The sequence below is a fragment of the Pseudomonas sp. CM27 genome (genome assembly GCF_013179515.1).
Taxonomy (GTDB): Bacteria; Pseudomonadota; Gammaproteobacteria; order Pseudomonadales; family Pseudomonadaceae; genus Aquipseudomonas.
The window spans coordinates 9,826-27,704 of record NZ_JABMCN010000053.1; the positions used below are offsets into that span (position 1 = coordinate 9,826).

Annotated in this window: 17 protein-coding genes and 1 pseudogene; 8 read left to right on the top strand and 10 right to left on the bottom strand. The window is 63.0% G+C overall.

Annotation, left to right across the window (positions count from 1 at the left end; translation table 11 throughout):
• The 8 genes from HP547_RS09150 to HP547_RS09185 all read left to right on the top strand — a co-directional run.
• On the top strand, positions 1–630 hold a 630-nt coding region (locus tag HP547_RS09150; RefSeq protein WP_172286123.1), incomplete at its 5' end, for an OprD family outer membrane porin.
• A gap of 246 nt (positions 631–876) precedes the next feature.
• Entirely contained in the window at positions 877–1,683 is an 807-nt protein-coding gene (locus tag HP547_RS09155) for an NAD(P)-dependent oxidoreductase (protein ID WP_172229316.1), read from the top strand.
• 24 nt (positions 1,684–1,707) lie between these two features.
• Positions 1,708–2,589: an SMP-30/gluconolactonase/LRE family protein gene (locus tag HP547_RS09160; RefSeq protein ID WP_172229318.1), complete on the top strand. Its 882-nt coding sequence runs from the start codon at positions 1,708–1,710 to the stop codon at positions 2,587–2,589.
• A 63-nt stretch (positions 2,590–2,652) separates the two neighbouring features.
• The gene (locus HP547_RS09165) at positions 2,653–3,624 is read left to right on the top strand and encodes a TRAP transporter substrate-binding protein (protein ID WP_172229320.1); all 972 of its coding nucleotides are present in this window, start codon (positions 2,653–2,655) and stop codon (positions 3,622–3,624) included.
• Positions 3,625–3,689: 65 nt separating this feature from the next.
• Positions 3,690–4,220 (top strand): TRAP transporter small permease, encoded by a 531-nt coding sequence (locus tag HP547_RS09170; RefSeq protein ID WP_172229322.1) that lies wholly within the window; start codon positions 3,690–3,692, stop codon positions 4,218–4,220.
• A complete protein-coding gene (locus HP547_RS09175) occupies positions 4,221–5,501 on the top strand; it encodes a TRAP transporter large permease (RefSeq protein ID WP_172229324.1) in 1,281 nt (426 codons plus the stop codon). It abuts the gene before it with no gap.
• 156 nt (positions 5,502–5,657) lie between these two features.
• Entirely contained in the window at positions 5,658–6,581 is a 924-nt protein-coding gene (locus HP547_RS09180; RefSeq protein ID WP_172226792.1) for an EamA family transporter, read from the top strand.
• A 19-nt stretch (positions 6,582–6,600) separates the two neighbouring features.
• Positions 6,601–7,470, top strand: coding sequence for an aldose 1-epimerase (locus HP547_RS09185; RefSeq protein WP_172226795.1), 870 nt, complete (start codon positions 6,601–6,603; stop codon positions 7,468–7,470).
• A 48-nt stretch (positions 7,471–7,518) separates the two neighbouring features.
• Here HP547_RS09185 and HP547_RS09190 read toward each other — a convergent pair whose 3' ends face one another.
• From HP547_RS09190 to HP547_RS09230, 10 genes and pseudogenes are all read right to left on the bottom strand, one after another.
• On the bottom strand, positions 7,519–8,817 hold the full coding sequence (locus HP547_RS09190) for an MFS transporter (protein ID WP_172226798.1): 1,299 nt from the start codon (positions 8,815–8,817) through the stop codon (positions 7,519–7,521).
• 157 nt (positions 8,818–8,974) lie between these two features.
• Entirely contained in the window at positions 8,975–9,871 is an 897-nt protein-coding gene (locus HP547_RS09195; RefSeq protein ID WP_172226801.1) for a LysR family transcriptional regulator, read from the bottom strand.
• An 87-nt stretch (positions 9,872–9,958) separates the two neighbouring features.
• A complete protein-coding gene (locus tag HP547_RS09200) occupies positions 9,959–11,995 on the bottom strand; it encodes a pyridoxamine 5'-phosphate oxidase family protein (protein WP_172226804.1) in 2,037 nt (678 codons plus the stop codon).
• A 27-nt stretch (positions 11,996–12,022) separates the two neighbouring features.
• Positions 12,023–12,652 (bottom strand): glutathione S-transferase family protein, encoded by a 630-nt coding sequence (locus tag HP547_RS09205; RefSeq protein ID WP_172226807.1) that lies wholly within the window; start codon positions 12,650–12,652, stop codon positions 12,023–12,025.
• A 175-nt stretch (positions 12,653–12,827) separates the two neighbouring features.
• Positions 12,828–13,379: a UPF0149 family protein gene (locus HP547_RS09210; RefSeq protein ID WP_172226810.1), complete on the bottom strand. Its 552-nt coding sequence runs from the start codon at positions 13,377–13,379 to the stop codon at positions 12,828–12,830.
• Positions 13,380–13,470: 91 nt separating this feature from the next.
• Positions 13,471–14,460 carry an asparaginase gene (locus HP547_RS09215; protein WP_172286124.1) on the bottom strand — a complete coding sequence of 330 codons (990 nt, stop codon included), beginning with the start codon at positions 14,458–14,460 and terminating at the stop codon, positions 13,471–13,473.
• A complete protein-coding gene (locus tag HP547_RS09220; protein ID WP_172286125.1) occupies positions 14,457–15,611 on the bottom strand; it encodes a hypothetical protein in 1,155 nt (384 codons plus the stop codon). Before HP547_RS09220 ends, HP547_RS09215 begins: the two co-directional genes overlap by 4 nt.
• A gap of 10 nt (positions 15,612–15,621) precedes the next feature.
• The gene (locus HP547_RS09225; protein ID WP_172226819.1) at positions 15,622–16,518 is read right to left on the bottom strand and encodes a nitrilase family protein; all 897 of its coding nucleotides are present in this window, start codon (positions 16,516–16,518) and stop codon (positions 15,622–15,624) included.
• Positions 16,519–16,692: 174 nt separating this feature from the next.
• A pseudogene (locus HP547_RS29610) lies at positions 16,693–16,800 on the bottom strand (oxidoreductase); the annotation flags it as partial.
• A 229-nt stretch (positions 16,801–17,029) separates the two neighbouring features.
• The coding region (locus tag HP547_RS09230) for a thiamine pyrophosphate-dependent enzyme (protein ID WP_256676298.1) at positions 17,030–17,879 on the bottom strand (850 nt) is incomplete at its 5' end.

Genomic DNA, 17,879 nt, shown 5'->3' on the forward strand with positions numbered 1-17,879 from the left:
GGCGGCGAGTACAAGTTCAACCAGGACCGCACCCTGGTGGGGCTGTGGAACGCTGTGCTGAAGGACGTTTACCAGCAGCAGTACCTGCAACTGAGCCACAGCCAGCCGCTGGGCGACTGGACCCTGGGCGCCAACCTGGGCTACTTCCATGGCGATGATGACGGTTCCAGGCGCGCAGGCGAACTGGATAACAAGACCTACTCGGGAATGTTCTCGGCCAAGTACGGGGGCAACACCTTCTGGGTGGGGTTGCAGAAGGTCGATGGCGATACCTGGATGCGGGTCAATGGCACCAGTGGCGGGACCCTGGCCAACGACAGCTACAACTCCAGCTTCGACAACGCCAACGAGCGTTCGTGGCAGGTGCGGCATGACTTCAACTTCGTCACTGTGGGGGTGCCGGGTTTGACGCTGATGAACCGCTATATCAGCGGCCAGGATGTCCACAGCGGGGTGGTGACCGATGGCAAGGAATGGGTGCGCGAGACCGAGCTTGCCTATGTGATCCAGAGCGGGGCGTTCAAGGATTTGAGCGTGAAGTGGCGTAACTCTTCGATTCGTCGGGATTACAGCAATAACGAGTTTGATGAGAACCGGTTGATTTTCAACTATCCGCTCTCGTTGCTGTAACCGGAAAAACCGTTCTGCCTGTTATGGGGCCGCTCTGCGGCCCATCGCAGCGGTTCGTCGCCACGACAAGCCAGCTCCTACACCGAGCGCGCCGATTTCAAGCTATGTGCAGTACCTGTGGGAGCTGGCTTGCCGGCGATGAGGCCGGCAAAAGCCACACAAGCCTCATTGACAACCACCGGAACCACCGCCAATAATCACAAAAGTCATACGACAACCTACAACAATCAACAACAAGAGCCGGCCATGACCACAACTCCCCTCAATCGCCTGCTGCTCACCGGAGCTGCAGGCGGCCTGGGCAAGGTCCTTCGCGATCGCCTGCAAGGCTACGCCGAGGTCCTGCGCCTTTCCGATATCAGCCCCATGGCGCCCGCTGCCGGGCCGCATGAAGAGGTCGTCACTTGCGACCTGGCCGACAAGGCTGCAGTGCATGCCCTGGTCGAAGGCGTTGATGCCATCATCCACTTCGGTGGCGTATCCACCGAGCATTCCTTCGAAGACATCCTCGGCCCCAACATCTGTGGCGTATTCCACATCTATGAGGCGGCGCGCAAACATGGCGTAAAGCGCATCATCTTCGCCAGCTCCAACCACACCATCGGCTTCTACCGCCAGGACGAGCGCATAGACGCCCACTCCCCGCGCCGTCCCGACAGCTACTACGGGCTGTCCAAGTGCTATGGCGAGGATGTTGCCAGTTTCTACTTCGACCGTTACGGCATCGAGACCGTCAGCATCCGCATCGGCTCGTCGTTCCCGCAACCGCAGAACCCGCGCATGCTCTGCACCTGGCTGAGCTATGACGACTTGCTGCAGCTGATCGAGCGAGGCCTGTCTACGCCGGACGTTGGCCACACCGTGGTCTACGGCGCTTCCGACAACCGCACCGTGTGGTGGGACAACCGCCATGCCGCGCACCTGGGCTACGCGCCCAAGGACAGCTCGGAAGCCTTCCGCGCCGCCGTGGAAGCCCAGCCGGCGCCTGCCGCCGATGACCCGAGCATGGTCTATCAGGGCGGCGCTTTCGCCGTGGCCGGCCCGTTCAACTGACCCACTGCGCCAGGAGGCACGGCCATGAACTGCGAACTGATCGTCGACGCCCGCAACGGCACCGGCGAAAGCCCCGTGTGGCACCCAAGCGAACAGGCCCTGTACTGGGTCGATATTCCCGCACGCCAACTGCACCGTTGGCAGGCGGCCGATGGCATGCACCAGGTCTGGCAGGCTGACGAGATGCTCGCCTGTATCGCCCGCAGCGGCGAAGGCTGGGTGGCCGGTATGGAAAGCGGCATATTCCAGCTGCAGGCCAAGGCTGACGGCAGCCTCGACAGCCACCTGCTCAGCAGCGTGCAGCATGCCCAGGCTGGCATGCGCTTCAACGATGGACGCTGTGACCGCCAAGGCCGCTTCTGGGCCGGCAGCATGCTCATGGACATGCCGCAGGGCGCCCACGTTGGCGCGCTGTACCGGCATGATGGCGAAGGCCAGCTGCATCTGCAGCTGGATGGCATGATCGTGCCTAACGGCCTGGCCTTCAGCCCCGATGGCAAACGCATGTACCTGTCCGACTCGCACCCCAACGTGCAGAAGGTCTGGGTGTTCGACTACGACATCGACAGCGGCACGCCGCACGACAAACGGCTGTTCGTCGACATGCGCGGTTACCCCGGCCGGCCCGATGGCGCCGCCATCGACCAGGATGGCTGCTACTGGATCTGCGGCAACGATGCCGGGCAGGTCCATCGCTTTACCCCCGAAGGTCGGCTTGACCGCTCACTCGACGTGCCGGTGAAAAAGCCTGCGATGTGTGCCTTTGGCGGCGCCAACCTGGACACCCTGTACGTCACCTCGATCCGCCCCGCGGGCTCCGACCTCAGCGACCAGCCCCTGGCTGGCGGGGTATTTGCCCTCAACCCTGGCACCAAGGGTGTCGAGGAGCCTGCCTACCGGGGCTGAGCCCTTTACCACACCAACACTTGCACGCCCGAAACCGGATAATAAAAACCACGGAGTTTCATCATGACGTTCAAACGCAAGCTGCTTCTTGCCGCACTCCCCTTCGCCCTCAGCCTGTCCATGCCCGTCTCGGCACTGGACATCAAGTTCGCCGAAATCCACCCGGCCGGCTACCCGACGGTGGTTGCCGAACAGAACATGGGCAAAAAACTCGAACAGGCCAGCAATGGCGACATTACTTTCAAGATGTTCGCCGGTGGCGTGCTGGGCTCGGAAAAGGAAGTGATCGAACAGGCGCAGATCGGTGCCGTGCAGATGACCCGCGTCAGCCTGGGGATCGTCGGCCCGGTGGTGCCGGATGTGAACGTGTTCAACATGCCGTTCGTATTCCGCGACCACGAACACATGCGCAAGATCATCGACGGTGAGATCGGCCAGGAGATCCTCGACAAGATCACCAACTCCGATTTCAACCTGGTCGCCCTGGCCTGGATGGACGGTGGCTCGCGCAGCATCTACACCAAGAAGCCAGTGCGCAGCCTTGAAGACCTCAAGGGCATGAAGATTCGCGTGCAGGGCAACCCGCTGTTCATCGACATGATGAACGCCATGGGCGGCAACGGCATCGCCATGGACACCGGGGAGATCTTCAGCGCGCTGCAGACCGGCGTGATCGATGGCGCCGAGAACAACCCGCCGACGCTGCTCGAGCACAACCACTTCCAGAGTGCCAAGTACTACACCCTGACCGGTCACCTGATCCTGCCGGAGCCGGTGGTAATGTCCAAGACCACGTGGAACAAGCTGAGCCCCGAGCAGCAGGTGCTGGTGAAAAAAGTGGCCCGTGAAGCACAGATGGAAGAACGCGCACTGTGGGACGCCAAGTCCGCCGCCAGCGAAGAGAAGCTCAAGGCCGCCGGCGTGGAATTCATCAGCGTCGACAAGAAGCCGTTCTACGACGCCACCGCCTCGGTACGTGAAAAATACGGCGCGCCGTACGCCGACCTGATGAAGCGCATCGACGCCGTCCAGTAACCCGGTCCCTTCCCGAACGACCTCGGCAGTGCGGCGCCCGCCGCCCTGCCGCTTTGGTGATGCCCATGAAAAACCTTTTCCTGCGTGCGAACGACACGCTCTACCGCGGCTGCATCTGGATCGCCGGCCTGTCGATCCTGGCCATGTCGCTGATCATCCCCTGGGGCATCTTCGCCCGCTACGTGCTCGGCACTGGCGCCAGCTGGCCAGAGCCGGTGGCCATCCTGCTGATGGTGGTGTTCACCTTCGTCGGCGCCGCCGCCAGCTACCGGGCCGGGGCGCACATGGCGGTGGCGATGATCACCGACCGCCTGCCTCCGCTGCCGCAGCAGCTGGCCGCGCTGCTGGTGCAAGTGCTGATGATTCTGGTGTGCGTGTTCATGACCTGGTACGGCACCAAGCTGTGCATCACCACCTGGAATCAGTTTCTGGCATCGCTGCCGGGCGTGCGGGTGGGCATGACCTATGCGCCGATCCCGATCGGTGGTGTGCTGACCCTGGTCTTTGTGCTGGAGAAACTGCTGCTGGGCGACCAGAGCCAGCGCAAGGTGGTGCGCTTCGACCAACTCGAAGAAGAAAGCGAAGGAGCGGCATAAATGGATGCGTTCATTCTGTTGGGCAGTTTCGTCGCCCTCATCCTGCTCGGCATGCCGGTGGCCTATGCCCTGGGCCTGTCGGCACTGATCGGCGCCTGGTGGATCGACATTCCGCTGCAGGCGATGATGATCCAGGTGGCCAGTGGGGTTAACAAGTTCTCGCTGCTGGCCATTCCGTTCTTCGTGCTGGCCGGCGCGATCATGGCCGAAGGCGGCATGTCACGGCGCCTGGTGGCGTTTGCCGGGGTGCTGGTGGGCTTCGTACGCGGCGGGCTGTCGCTGGTCAACATCATGGCCTCGACCTTTTTCGGTGCGATTTCCGGCTCGTCGGTGGCCGACACCGCGTCGGTGGGTTCGGTGCTGATCCCGGAGATGGAGCGCAAAGGCTACCCCCGAGAGTTCTCCACCGCCGTGACCGTCAGTGGCTCGGTGCAGGCATTGCTGACCCCGCCAAGCCACAACTCGGTACTGTATTCGCTGGCGGCGGGCGGCACGGTGTCGATCGCCTCGCTGTTCATGGCCGGGGTGATGCCAGGCTTGCTGCTGAGTGGGGTGATGATGGGCCTGTGCCTGTTGTTCGCCCGGAAGCGCAACTACCCCAAGGGCGAAGTGATCCCCCTGCGCCAGGCGCTGAAGATCGCCGGCGAGGCGCTATGGGGCCTGATGGCCATGGTCATCATCCTTGGCGGCATTCTGTCGGGCGTATTCACGGCCACCGAATCGGCGGCAGTGGCCGTGGTGTGGTCGTTCTTCGTGACCATGTTCGTCTACCGCGACTACAAGTGGCGCGACCTGCCCAAGCTGATGCACCGCACGGTGCGGACCATCTCGATCGTGATGATCCTGATCGGCTTTGCCGCCAGCTTTGGCTACGTGATGACCCTGATGCAGATCCCGTCGAAGATCACCACGGCGTTCCTGACACTGTCGGACAACCGCTACGTGATCCTGATGTGCATCAACTTCATGCTGTTGCTGCTGGGTACGGTGATGGACATGGCACCGCTGATCCTGATCCTCACGCCGATCCTGCTGCCGGTGGTTACCGGTATCGGGGTGGACCCGGTGCAGTTCGGCATGATCATGCTGGTGAACCTGGGGATAGGCTTGATTACACCGCCGGTGGGGGCGGTGCTGTTCGTCGGCTCGGCCGTTGGCAAGGTGAGCATCGAATCGACCGTGAAGGCACTGCTGCCGTTCTACCTGGCGCTGTTCCTGGTACTGATCGCGGTGACCTACATTCCGGCCATTTCGCTATGGCTGCCTAGCGTGGTGTTGTAACTGAAAGCGGGGCCGCTTTGCGGCCCATCGCCGGCGAGCCGGCTCCCACAGGAATTGGGCAGCCGTCCAGCCCTGCGCAGTCTCTGTGGGAGCTGGCTCGCCGGCGATGGGCTGCAAAGCAGCCCCCTACGCGAAACCTGCAAATGGATCCTGCACATGGCTGTCCCCTCCTCTGCTGCAACCCTGTTCCCGCGCAAACTGGCAATCGCCCTGCTGGCGCTGCTGGCCTGCTCATTTGCCGGCAACCACATCGCCGCACGCATCGCCTTCGATGACGGTACCGGGGTGTTGCTGGCAATCCTCTGCCGCTCGGGCATCACCTTGCTGGTGCTGGCCTGCCTCCTGCTATGGCAGCGCCAGGCACTGGGCCTGCCCGCCGGTACCCGCCACTGGCAGTTGGTACTGGGCCTGTTGATCGCCGCCCAGAGCCTGTGCCTGTACTCGGCAGTAGCGCGCATTCCGGTGGCCTTGGCGCTGCTGGTGGGCAACACCTTCCCGATGCTGTTGGCCCTGCTGACCTGGGCACTGGGCGGCGCCCGCCCGACCGGCCGCACCGTGCTGTTCATGGGGCTGATCCTGTGTGGCCTGGTACTGGCGCTGGATGTGCCGGCGCGCTTGGCCGACAGTGGCGCAGCCAACCCGCACTGGGCGCTGGGCGTCAGCCTGGCCTTCGGCGCCGCCTGCGCCTTCGCCTGCGCGTTGTGGATCACCGACCACAAACTGGCCGGTGTGCGCGGGCCAGTGCGCAGCCTGCTGACATTGCTGATCGTGTTCTCCAGCATGCTGGTAGCCGGCTTCAGCGGGGTGATGCCGTCCGGTCTGTCACTGCCGGGCAGCAGCAGCGGCTGGCTGGCGCTGGCCAGCCTGGTGGTGCTGTATGGCCTGGCCTTCACCTTGCTGTTCGTCTGCGTGCCACGGCTGAACATGGCGCAGAACGCACCGGTGATGAACGTCGAACCTATCGCCACCCTGCTGCTGGGCTGGGCTTTGCTCGACCAGCAACTGAGCCCTCTGCAACTAATCGGCGGCGCCGTGGTGGTGTGCGGCATCGTGCTGCTTACCTACCGCCGGGCCAGCTGACTTTTCAAAGGAGCCTTGAATGGCTGTGACCGAACTGCACCTGCAGGACCGCCTGACCCGCCTGAGCCTGGCCCCGGAGCTGGGCGCCAGCCTGGTGAACTGGGAAGTGAGTGCGACCGGGCAGGCGCTGCTGCGCCATTCCGACCCGGCCGCACTGGCCAGCGGTACGCCACGACGCCTGGGCTGTTATCCGCTGGCGCCGTGGTCCAACCGTATTGCCGAAGGTGGTTTTGCCCGCCCCGAGGGGTGGCAGGCCTTGACGCCGAACACCGGGCATGACCCCTACCCCATTCATGGCAGTGCCTGGCAGCAGGCATGGCAGGTGGAGCACCACAGTGAACGGCGTGCACGCCTGACGCTGGACAGTAAGGTGCCATTTGCCTACCACGCCACACTGGATGTGCATCTGCATGAGGGCTGCCTGAACCTGGACCTGCACGTGACGCACCTGGATGAGCCAGCCACCTGGTATGGGTTGGGGCTGCACCCCTACTTCCCTCGATATCCCGATACCAAGCTTTATGCAGCGGCGCGCAGGGTATGGCTGGCCGAAGATGGGCGGTTGCCGTCGTACCAGGCCGAGATCCCCGAGCAGTGGCGTTTTCAGACCATGGGCCGGTTGCCCGAAACCGTGGTTGATCATGCCTTCAGTGGCTGGGCAGGAGAATGCTTGATCGAACAACCCAGTGCAGGCTATCGGCTGGCATGCAGCGCCAGCGGGGCTGAACACTTTTTGCTGTTCTGCCCGCAAGGACAGGGCTTTTTCTGCTTCGAGCCGGTTAGCCATCCGGTCAATGCCCATCACCTGCCGGGGCGGCCCGGGCTGCGGTTGTTGCAGCGAGGGGAAGCGATGAGCCTGGGGTTCCGGATGCAATATCGAGCGTTGTAACCGTTTCGCCTGGGGTGGGGCCGCTTTGCGGCCCCAAAATCTGACGCTTTAAGCGAGCGCCTCGGTCGACGTCGCCATCGGCTTGCCAGATGCAGCAACCCCACACACCTCCCGCGCCACCTTCCACACCAGCACCGCCGCCACGATATCGAACGCCGCCAGCACCACGAACAGCGGGCTGTAGCCAACCTGCGTCACCAGAATGCCGAACACCAGGGTAAACACCGCCGCCCCCAGGTACCCACACATGCCGCCCATGCCGGTGGCAGTCGCCACCTGATCCTTGCTGAACGAGTCAGAGGTGATCGAGTACAGCGCACCCGACAACGTCTGGTGAGCAAAGCCGCCGATGCACAGCAACAGAATCGCCGTATACGGGCTTTCCACCAAGCCGATGCAGGCCGGGCCGATCATGCAGCTGGCGCCAAACACCAGCACCATCTTGCGCGAGGTGAACAGCGACACCTTGAAGTAGCGGTGGAACAGCGGGCTCAGGTAGCCCCCCAGCACGCAGCCGATGTCGGCAGCCAGGAACGGCAGCCAGGCGAACATCGCCACTTCCTTGATATTCATGTGCCGCTCGGTCATCAGGTACAGCGGGATCCACGCGTTGAAAGTTTGCCAGGCCGGCTCGGAAAGGATTCGCGCCGAAGCGATGGCGTAGAAGTTGCGGGTCTTGAAGATGCGTTTCCACGCGCCTTTCTCACGGGTGTCCTGCTGAAAGTGCGCCTCCTGCCCGGCCAGGATGTAGTCGCGCTCCTGGTCGCTCAAGCGCTTCTGGTCGCGCGGGTGCTTGTACAACAGCATCCACAGCAGGGTCCAGACGATGCCCGATGCCCCGACGATGACGAATGCCAGCTGCCAGCCGCTGTGCAGGATCGCCCACACCACCAGCGGCGGCGCCAGCAAGGCGCCGAGCGACGAGCCAATGTTGAACCAGCCGATCGCCACCGAACGCTCCTTGGCCGGGAACCACTCGGTGGTGGCCTTGACCCCGGCTGGCAGGCCGGCGGCCTCGGTCATGCCCAACAGCCCGCGCATGAACGCCATGCTCTGCCAGCCCGTGGCCAGCGCCGCGCCGGCGCAGGCCAGCGACCAGGCCATGGCAAACACGGCAAAGCCCAGCTTGGTGCCGATGAAGTCGATGAACCAGCCCGCTATCGGCTGCATGAGGGCGTAGCAGATCTGCCAGCTGGCAACGATCTTGGCGTATTGCTCGGTACTGATGGAAAGATCGGTCATCAGGGTGGGCGCGGCCACCGAGAGGGTATTGCGGGCGAGGTAATTGACGACGAGCCCAGCCGTGACAAGGCTGACCATCCACCAACGGATGCCTTTCATCTTCATGGTTCACCTGAATTTTTGTTTTTAGAGTTGCGGGTGATTCGCGCTTATGCCGGCAGTGGCCATATGCGACAAATTGTTTCAGGCGGAAGATTGCCACGTCATAGGTCATCGTACAACACTTATTGTTTCGAGATATTTTTGCTGTTGTTGTACGATCTCAATTCAGCTGCTGTGCGCGCAGGGTCTGGGCGAGCATATCGATGAAGGCCCTGACCTTGGCCGAGCCATACTTGCTCTCCCGGTGCAGCACATGAATCGGCCATGGTGCTTCTTCATACTCGGCCAGGATCACTTGAAGCTGCCCGCTGGCCAGCTCGTCTGCCACCTGGTAAGACAGCAGGCGGGCGATCCCCAGCCCGTCGCTGGCGGCAGCGATCGCCCCATCGTTGCTGGTCACGGTCAACCGCGGCTTCATGCGCACCAAGGTCGGCTCATCGGTCACCCCAAAACGCCAGCCGGCGCGTGGCGACAGGTTGGTGGTGCCAATCACCGCATGCCCTGCCAGGTCCGAGGGGTGCGTGGGCATGCCATGGCGGGCCAGGTAGTCTGGGGACGCACACAGCATCCGTCGCACCCTGCCCACCCGCAGTGCTTTCAGCCCGGAGTCAGGCAACGGGCCAATGCGCACGGCCACATCCATGCCCTCTTCGACCATATTCACCACCCGGTCTAGAAAGTAGGCAGACACATCGACCTCGGGGAACTGCTGCAGATAGCGCACGATGCAGGGCATGACGAACTTCTTGCCGAACAGGATCGGGGCGGTGACTGCAAGTTCCCCTTTGGGTGTGGCGTTGATACCGGCGGCCGCTTCGTTGGCTTCGTGGATGCTGGCAAGGATATGCCGGGTGTCTTCCAGGTAACGGCTGCCCGCCTCGGTCAGGCGAACGCTGCGGGTGGTGCGCAGCAACAGCTTGACCCCCAGTTGATCTTCCAGGGCGCTGACGGCGCGGGTCACCGCTGCGGGGGAGATGTCCAGGCGGCGGGCAGCGGCGGCGAAGCTTTCCAGTTCGCCGACGGCGACGAACACCTTCATCAGGTGGATCTGGTCCATGCGGGCCTCGGGGCTATGAAGTGCGCAGATTATCTTTCATTTGGGCTTTTGGGGTTGTCTGGCCTGGCCTGTTCGCGAGCAGGCGAATCAGGCATCCAGCACCAACGCCTGCCCGCCCTCCTCCATCCGCGCCGGCACAGCACAGCAGATCAACACGGTCCCGGCATCCGGCATCTCTGCCGGCGGGTTCGGGTAATGCACCTGGCCACTCACCAGCCTGGTCTTGCACGTTCCACATGACCCGCCCCGGCAACTGAATTCCGGCGCCAACCCGCGCGCTTCTGCCAGCTCCAGCAGCGTACCGCTGCCGGGCGCCCAACGCGCCTCTTTGGCCGAAGCCGCAAAATACACCGGCACCGGCTCGCTGGCAGCAGGCGGCTGCTGCAACGCCGGCTGGGCGCCGTCGGTATGCCGTCGTAGCGTCGATGGGCCAAAGGCTTCCGCGTGGATCCGTGCATCCGGCACATGCACCCCGCGCAGCCCTTCATACAGGTCCTGGGTAAAACTACCCGGGCCACACAGGTAGAAATCGTAGTCGTCCAGCGCCAGCGTCGCCTTGACCTGCTCGATGCCCAGCCGCCCGACGAACTCATGATCACGCCCCACCACCGCATGGCTTTCCGGCTGGCTCAGGGCACGGTGCACGTGCAGCATGCCAGCGGCCTGTTGCTGCAAAGCTGTCAGTTCCTGACGGAACGGCAAGTCGGCCAGGCTGCGGGCGCCATGGAAAAGGTGAATACGCCGTGCCGGGCCGCTGCTCAGCTGCTCGCGCAGCATGGCCAGTAACGGCGTGATACCGACGCCCGCGCCGATCAGTACCAGCGGCCGGGTACTCTGCCGATCGAGGGTGAAGCTGCCCATCGGCGCGCGTACGTTCAGCACATCACCCGCCACAACGCGCTCATGCAGGTACCGCGACGCCGGGCCCTGGGCCTTGACGCTGATGCGCAGGTAGCCGTCGGCAGGCGCGCTGGACAAACTATAGGTGCGGATCAAGGCAGCCCCACCGTCAGGCTGGATCTGCACGGGAACATGCTGCCCCGGCGCAAAAGCCACGTTGCTGCCGGCCGGTGGCTCAAGGTAGAACGAGCGAATATCGCGGCTCTCCTGCTCCACCCGCAACACTTGCCAGGCCTGCCACTGGCGCTGTTGCTGACGTTGCTGGATACGCGCTGCGGCCTCGGACCAGGTACCGGTCGTCAGGCTGGTGGGCGCATACCCCTTGAACCCCCAGCGCAGCGAAACGGCAGTCGGGCGCCACACCACCTGTTCGACCTGCAATGTCCATAACCGCTCGGCGCCTTCGAACGCCTGGGTTACCGGGCTGTCCAGCAGCACCTCGGTACGGCCGCCGAGCTGCAGCACGTTGCCGTTGTGGAAATCGATGAACAGCAAGCCTGCCTGCGGGTTTACCAACAAGTTGCCCAGGGTGTTGAAGTGCAGGTTGCCGGCATAGTCGGGAATGGTCAGGCGGTTGCCTTCTACCTTGACGAACCCGGGCCGGCCGCCGCGGTGGGAGACATCCACCGAACGCTGGCCGTCGCTGTGCTCGACGTAGCTGGCGACGAAAAAGGTATCGGCCGCCTGGATCATGCTGACTGTCGCGGCGTCCAGTGTGCTCGCGTCGACACGTGCCTGGCGGGGCTCATCGACGCGGGTGTAGTCACGCAGCTGGATGTATTGCGGGCAGTTGCCGAACGCCTGCTCTACCATCACCTGCAATTGCCCGCCCGCAGCCTGGCGGATCTGCCCGTTGATACGGTTGCGCCGGCGAGTATGCAGCTCGATACCCAGCAGGCCGATCGCCTGCCCGGAGGCCAGCCCCGGGGTGGCAGGGTCATCTGCAGGCAACGTGGTATCGATCGTCAGCTGACGAGGATCAGGCGAACTGACGAACCCCTCCGGGCCTTCCAGCAGGGTTGCCCAAGGGTGGCCGTCAGCGTCCACGCTGGCAGCGATCATGAACGGCAGTTGATGATAGAAAATGCGGTGCTGGTCGGGCATGAAGTCACGAATGACCTTTTGCCCGAACGCCTCCATGCGCTCTGCTACACCCACCTTTTCCTGGAGGGTCTTCTCGCCGGCATGCCAGGGCGAGGGGCGGTGGTCCGAGTGCTGTTGCATGGCGGCGGTCCTCCCGATGGCAGGGTGTCAGGCGCTGGTTTGCAGCCCGATCACGGTACGCGGCATGGGCACGAAGCCTGGTAGCGCTTCGATCCGCGCCAGCCAGCTGCGCACGTTGGCATAGGGCTCCAGCGACACATTGCCTTCGGGAGCGTGGGCGATGTACGAGTAGTTGGCGATGTCGGCAATGGTCGGGCTGCTGCCAGCCAGGAAGGGGGCCTTGGCCAGCTCGGCGTCGATCACCTTGAGCAGGGTGTGGGCACGGGCGATCACTTCGTCGGTATTGAACGCGGCTCCGAACACCGTGACCAGGCGTGCGGCGGCAGGGCCGAAAGCCAGCGGGCCGGCAGCGATCGACAGCCAGCGCTGCACGCGAGCGGCTGCGGCAGGTTCCTCGGGCAGCCAGGTGCCGTTGTCGTACTTTTTCGCCAGGTACACCAGAATCGCATTGGAATCGGCAATCACAATGCCGTTGTCATCAATTACCGGAACCTGGCCGAACGGGTTGAGGGCCAGAAAGTCGGGCTGCTTGTGCGCCCCTTTGGCCAGGTCGACGAACACCAGTTCGGCAGGCAGGTTCAGCAGCGAGAGCATCAGCTCGATGCGGTGGGCGTGGCCGGACTTGGGAAAGTTGTAGAGCTTGATCGGGTTCGACATGGGCTTGGCTCCTGGTCAGCGCCGGGTTGGGCTGATGGAGCACATCCTGCACCGGTTCGGCTGGCAGCAGAATCCGTGCGCAGGGGAAACCATAATTTCGCTGAGCGGAATAATCGTCCAGTCTACACCGCCCTATCGCCGGCAAGACGGCGGTAGGGCCAATAGGCATGCCAAATCAGTGCAGCTTGTTGAAATACCGGAACAGCTCACGCGCGGCCTCGACCACCTGCGGCACGCAGGCCTGGATATCTTCTTCGCTCATCTGGTCAAGCAATTCGAAGTTGTCTTCCAATCCATGCAGCGAGATAGCCTTGAGCAGTTGGTCCTGCTCAGGCGGCAGTTCGGTCCAGCCAGCGATCTGGGTACCGCGCATGTAGCCGAAGCACCATTCCTCCATGACGATAACGCTGCCCTGCTCGCCTTCGTTTTCCTCGAACAACGGCTCGAAGTGATCGACGTCGTCGCTCAACTGTTCCGCCACCTGGCTGGCATAGCGCAGCATCAACGCGGTATAGGCCTCTTCATGTGCAGGCTTCTTGAACTTCGGCACCTTGCCACCGGCTACCGCTGGCAACCAATGTTCAGGGGTGACGGTAATCGGCGAGCTGGCCAGCGCGGTGAAAAAGCCATTGAGCTCGGCCAGGTTGAGCACCGAATAGTCATTGCCGTAAGTGATCAGCAGGTCCTCGAGGCGGACGAGTTCTTTTTCGCTGAGAAGGGGAAGCATGGATGGACATCCTGGAAAGCAAAAGTGTGTGCACACTAGCACAGCAGTGCCTCAAGAGCTGCCCGCGGCGGTCGCTACGCGGGCAGATTCGTTACTGAGACAACCAGCTTTGCAGTGCCGTTTGCTCACCGGTACCCAGCAGTAACCACAACAGAATGCGGCACTTGCGCGGGCAGAGCTGCCCGGCCATGTGCACCCCCTTGCGCTGCAGATCGATCTCGGCTCCGGCAAACTCGTAGGTGGCTCGGGCGGTCGAACCACTGCCGGTGCGGGTGGCAACGATCACCGGCAAGGCAGATGCGAGCTGATCCAGCAGCGCGGCCCAGCTGCCGGAAACATGCCCTGCGCCGAACGCTGCGATGACCAGCCCCTCGTAGCCCAAGGGTGCTACGGCTTGCAACAGGGCCGTATCCGCGTCCAGGCACACTTCCAGCAAAGCAACGCGGTGCTCGATTCGATGGGGCAGCGGCAACACATCGCGCAAGCCTGGCGGTTGGCGATAAACCACTGCACCCTCCACAACATCGCCCACGCGGCCGCAGCCAGGCGACTCGAAAGCGGCCAGCGCCAGGCTGGCCGTCTTGCGAACCTTGGCTGCACAGTGGACCTGATCATTCATCACTACCAGCACACCACGTCCACGGCTGCCTTGTGCCAGCGCAACCTGTGCCGCACTCAGCAGGTTGGCGGGGCCGTCATTGCCCGGCTGGCTGGCCGCGCGCATGGCACCGGTCATCACCAACGGAACATCGAACGGCCACAGTAGATCAAGAAAATAAGCGGTTTCCTCCAAGGTGTCGGTACCTTGGGTAAGGATTACACCCTGCGCGCCCCGCTCCACTTCACTGCGGGCCCAGGCCAGCACGTCGAGCAGCGCCGCAAAGCCCAACGAGGCACTGGGAAGCAGGCCCAGTGTGGCGACTTCAACATCAGCCATATGGCGCAATTGCGGGACCTTGGCCAGTTGCTCATCGCAGCCAAGCGTTGGTCGCACAGCGTGTCCCGGAGCAGCTGCCTGCATGCTCACCGTGCCACCCAGGCTACCGATCGAGAGCCTGGGCAGTGGCACTCCCCCATTCATACCCCACCTCCGGCAAGCACCCCAACCAGCGGCACGATCCCCAGGGTACTGATGGCCATCGACAGCACATTGCCGATATAGCCGTGCATAGAGGCCGGCAAGCGCTGGGTAATGGCCACTGCCAGCGGCGGAGCTACCAGCGCGCCAAGCACTGCACTGGCGACAACCACCTGCCAGCTGCCACCGTGGGCAAGCACCGCTGCCGGGACGATCGAGACAATCGGAATGTAAGTGGGATACCACCCACGCGCCTGCCACTGGCGTCGCCAGAACACGACCCCGACCAGTGACGCCAGCGCCTGCCCGGCGATCATTGGCAGCAACAGCAGCGAACCATACGCCGCCGCTGACGGAGCGAGCATATAGGCCAGGAACGCGCCCAGCAGCAAGCCTAGGCTGGCCAGTTCATTCCCGTAAAATGGCGCTTCGCTGAAGTCAGCCAGCACGCGGCGCAAGGTCCAGACCACGCCGTAATCAGCCTGTACAGCGACGGGCTCGGATGGGGCCGGCGCGTGACAGGGCCTTACCCATGAGGGAAAACACTTGCACAACAGGAATGCCACAAGGCTTGCCAGCGCCATGCCGCTCACGTTGCCGATCACCGCCGGCAGCTGCAAGGGATAGCACAGGTAGTTGACCACCAAAAGGCTGGCTGGCGTTACCAGCAACGCGCCCAGCAGGGCGCCGGTTATCGTCACCCGCCAGCCTGCACCAAACAGCAGCACCATGGCTGCCGGCAATGACACGAAGGCAACGAAGGTCGGTTGCCAGGCACCACTGGCCAAGGTCCATCCCCACAATGCGTGACTCAGCAGCAGGCCCATCAATGAGCTGGTGAACACCCATGGCCACAAGCCGCTGCCGTAGCAAATGGCAAAACCCTGCCAACGGTATCCGCGCACATAGGCCCAGTGTGCCAGGCAAGCACCTAGCAGCAAGCCCAGGGCAGGCAGCTCGTGCTTGTAGAACGTCACTTCGCTGATATCGCCGATTATCCAGCGCAAGCGGCTCATCGGCTGATCGAGCGTCGCCGCGAGTTGCCCATAGTCCGGCCATTGGTCATGGGCCAGGCTCACCACCAACAACACCAAAAGGCAGGCGAATATCAACGCCGGCGAACGTTGCCGGTTCGAGAAGCGTAGCGTTTTCATCGGCGACTCCTCAGCGCGGCATCGGTGAATGCAAGCGATAGCCAAGCGCCGCATCGTAGAGGTCAGTGCGCCGATCACGGGGCAGATCGTTGAGGGTGTTCCAGATCGGTGCCGAACGCGCAATGCTGAGGTCGACATCGGCATACAAGATGCTTTCCTCCTCTGGGCCGGCCACTTCACCAATGGGCCAACCATTGGTTCCAGCGATCAGCGAACAGCCCAGGAAGCGTCCACCCCGCTCCGTGCCGATGCGGTTGGCGGCGGCAATGTAGACGTTGTTGACGTGTGCTGCGGTCATGGTCAGGTAGGACGCCATGCAGCGACCTGCTTCGTCGAACAGAGGGGGCGGTGTCCATACCCAGTTGTTCAGGCTGCAGATGATGTCGGCGCCCTGTGCGGCCATCAGCCGCGGTACCTCCGGGAACCAGATATCCCAGCAGATCAACAGGCCGATGCGGCCAATCGGCGTCTCGAACACGGGGAAACCCAGATCACCAGGGGTGAACCAGAGCTTTTCCTGGTTCCACAAGTGGGCCTTGCGGTAATGCCCAAGCAGGCCCTGGGGGCCGAACAGGACCGCACTGTCATAGAGCTTCAGCCCGTCACGCTCGGCAAATCCTGCGGCCAGGAACACCTTGTGCTCGCTGGCAAAGTCCGCCCAGGCGTTGAGGCTGGGGCCGTCGCGCAGCGTCTCGGCATGGGCATAGGCCTCAGCTCGGGTGTGGAAGGTGTATCCGGTATTGGCCAGCTCGGGCAGCACGATCAGATTGGCCCCTTCGCATACCGCGCGCCGGGCCAGTGCCAGCCCTCTGCCTAGGTTACCAACGCAGTGCTCAAGCCCGACCTGAGGGTCATACTGGATGACAGCAATACGTACGGGGCTGACTGGGGTGCCGTGTTCAGACATGGTGGCTTCCTTCTTATGGTTGTTTTGGAAGGACGCCAGTAGAGCGGGGATCGACCGGGGAGTGACAGTCGGGACACTCCCACAAGCCTGTAGGAAAAGGGACGGGATGCAGTAGGGCTCTGCCTACATCCGCGTTAGTTGTTAACCCTGATGTTTCGAGTATCGATATACAGCGTTAGGGGAATCGGAAATCCGCAGCTCGAACAAATGAGCGTAATAGGCCATCAGAGAGCGCGCCGCTTTCGGGGGCTCTCCAGTCCTGTTGAAAAAAGGCATCCGCATCGCCGAATGCCAGTCCGTTAAGCAATTGGGGCCGCTTTGCGGCCCATCGCCGGCAAGCCAGGCTCCCACAAGTACGGCGCATGGCTTGAATTCGATGCGGTCTGGGTGGGAGACCTGAGGGTGATTAAATATGCCTTATGGCAGGGGGTCGATATGTACAGCCAACCTGCGGGACATAACCGCGAGCCGACAGCGCCTCCCACCAGGGGCAGCGCTGTTGGCAGGGGGCTTATACCGCCAGCGCGCGCTCGCGTAGCTCACTGTTGAGGATGCGGTCGTTCTCGCTGTAGTCGACCGGGCAGTCGATCACGTGCACGCCTGGGGTCTTGATGCAGTGTTCCAGCAGCGGCAGCAGGCCTTCGGCGCTTTCCACGCGGTGGCCGTTGGCACCGTACGCTTCGGCGTATTTGACGAAGTCCGGGTTGCCGTAGTCCAGGCCGAAATCGGTGAAGCCCATGTTGGCCTGTTTCCAGCGGATCATGCCGTAGCCATCGTCACGCAGGATCACCACGGTGATGTGCATGTTCAGGCGCACTGCAGTTTCCAGCTCCTGGCTGTTCATCATGAAGCCGCCGTCGCCACATACCGAGATCACCGGGCGGTCCGGGTGCACCAGGTGCGCGGCCATTGCCGATGGCAGGCCGGCGCCCATGGTCGCCAGGGCGTTGTCCAGCAGCACGGTATTGGGCTTGTGCGCCTTGTAGTTGCGGGCGAACCAGATCTTGTAGATGCCGTTGTCCAGGGCAACGATGCCTTCGGACGGCAGTACGCGACGGATGTCGGCCACCAGCCGCTGTGGGTACACCGGGAAGCGGTCGTCGTCGCCGCCTTCGGCGATCTGCGCTTCGTTGGCCTCACGGATGGCCAGCAAGCGGGTGAAGTCCCAGTGCGAAGTGTCGTTCAGGGCTTCGCTGATCTGCCACACGGCGTTGGCGATGTCGCCGATCACTTCCACCTGCGGGAAGTACACGGCATCGACTTCGGCCGAGCGGAAGTTGATGTGGATGACTTCGGTGCCACCGCGGACCATGAAGAACGGCGGCTTCTCGATCACGTCGTGGCCGATGTTGACGATCAGG

Bases quoted from the DNA above. Each gene is read 5' to 3' on its own strand.
- HP547_RS09155 (WP_172229316.1), top strand. From the start codon at position 877: ATGACCACAACTCCCCTCAATCGCCTGCTGCTCACCGGAGCTGCAGGC.
- HP547_RS09160 (WP_172229318.1), top strand. From the start codon at position 1,708: ATGAACTGCGAACTGATCGTCGACGCCCGCAACGGCACCGGCGAAAGC.
- HP547_RS09165 (WP_172229320.1), top strand. From the start codon at position 2,653: ATGACGTTCAAACGCAAGCTGCTTCTTGCCGCACTCCCCTTCGCCCTC.
- HP547_RS09170 (WP_172229322.1), top strand. From the start codon at position 3,690: ATGAAAAACCTTTTCCTGCGTGCGAACGACACGCTCTACCGCGGCTGC.
- HP547_RS09175 (WP_172229324.1), top strand. From the start codon at position 4,221: ATGGATGCGTTCATTCTGTTGGGCAGTTTCGTCGCCCTCATCCTGCTC.
- HP547_RS09180 (WP_172226792.1), top strand. From the start codon at position 5,658: ATGGCTGTCCCCTCCTCTGCTGCAACCCTGTTCCCGCGCAAACTGGCA.
- HP547_RS09185 (WP_172226795.1), top strand. From the start codon at position 6,601: ATGGCTGTGACCGAACTGCACCTGCAGGACCGCCTGACCCGCCTGAGC.
- HP547_RS09190 (WP_172226798.1), bottom strand. From the start codon at position 8,817: ATGAAGATGAAAGGCATCCGTTGGTGGATGGTCAGCCTTGTCACGGCT.
- HP547_RS09195 (WP_172226801.1), bottom strand. From the start codon at position 9,871: ATGGACCAGATCCACCTGATGAAGGTGTTCGTCGCCGTCGGCGAACTG.
- HP547_RS09200 (WP_172226804.1), bottom strand. From the start codon at position 11,995: ATGCAACAGCACTCGGACCACCGCCCCTCGCCCTGGCATGCCGGCGAG.
- HP547_RS09205 (WP_172226807.1), bottom strand. From the start codon at position 12,652: ATGTCGAACCCGATCAAGCTCTACAACTTTCCCAAGTCCGGCCACGCC.
- HP547_RS09210 (WP_172226810.1), bottom strand. From the start codon at position 13,379: ATGCTTCCCCTTCTCAGCGAAAAAGAACTCGTCCGCCTCGAGGACCTG.
- HP547_RS09215 (WP_172286124.1), bottom strand. From the start codon at position 14,460: ATGAATGGGGGAGTGCCACTGCCCAGGCTCTCGATCGGTAGCCTGGGT.
- HP547_RS09220 (WP_172286125.1), bottom strand. From the start codon at position 15,611: ATGAAAACGCTACGCTTCTCGAACCGGCAACGTTCGCCGGCGTTGATA.
- HP547_RS09225 (WP_172226819.1), bottom strand. From the start codon at position 16,518: ATGTCTGAACACGGCACCCCAGTCAGCCCCGTACGTATTGCTGTCATC.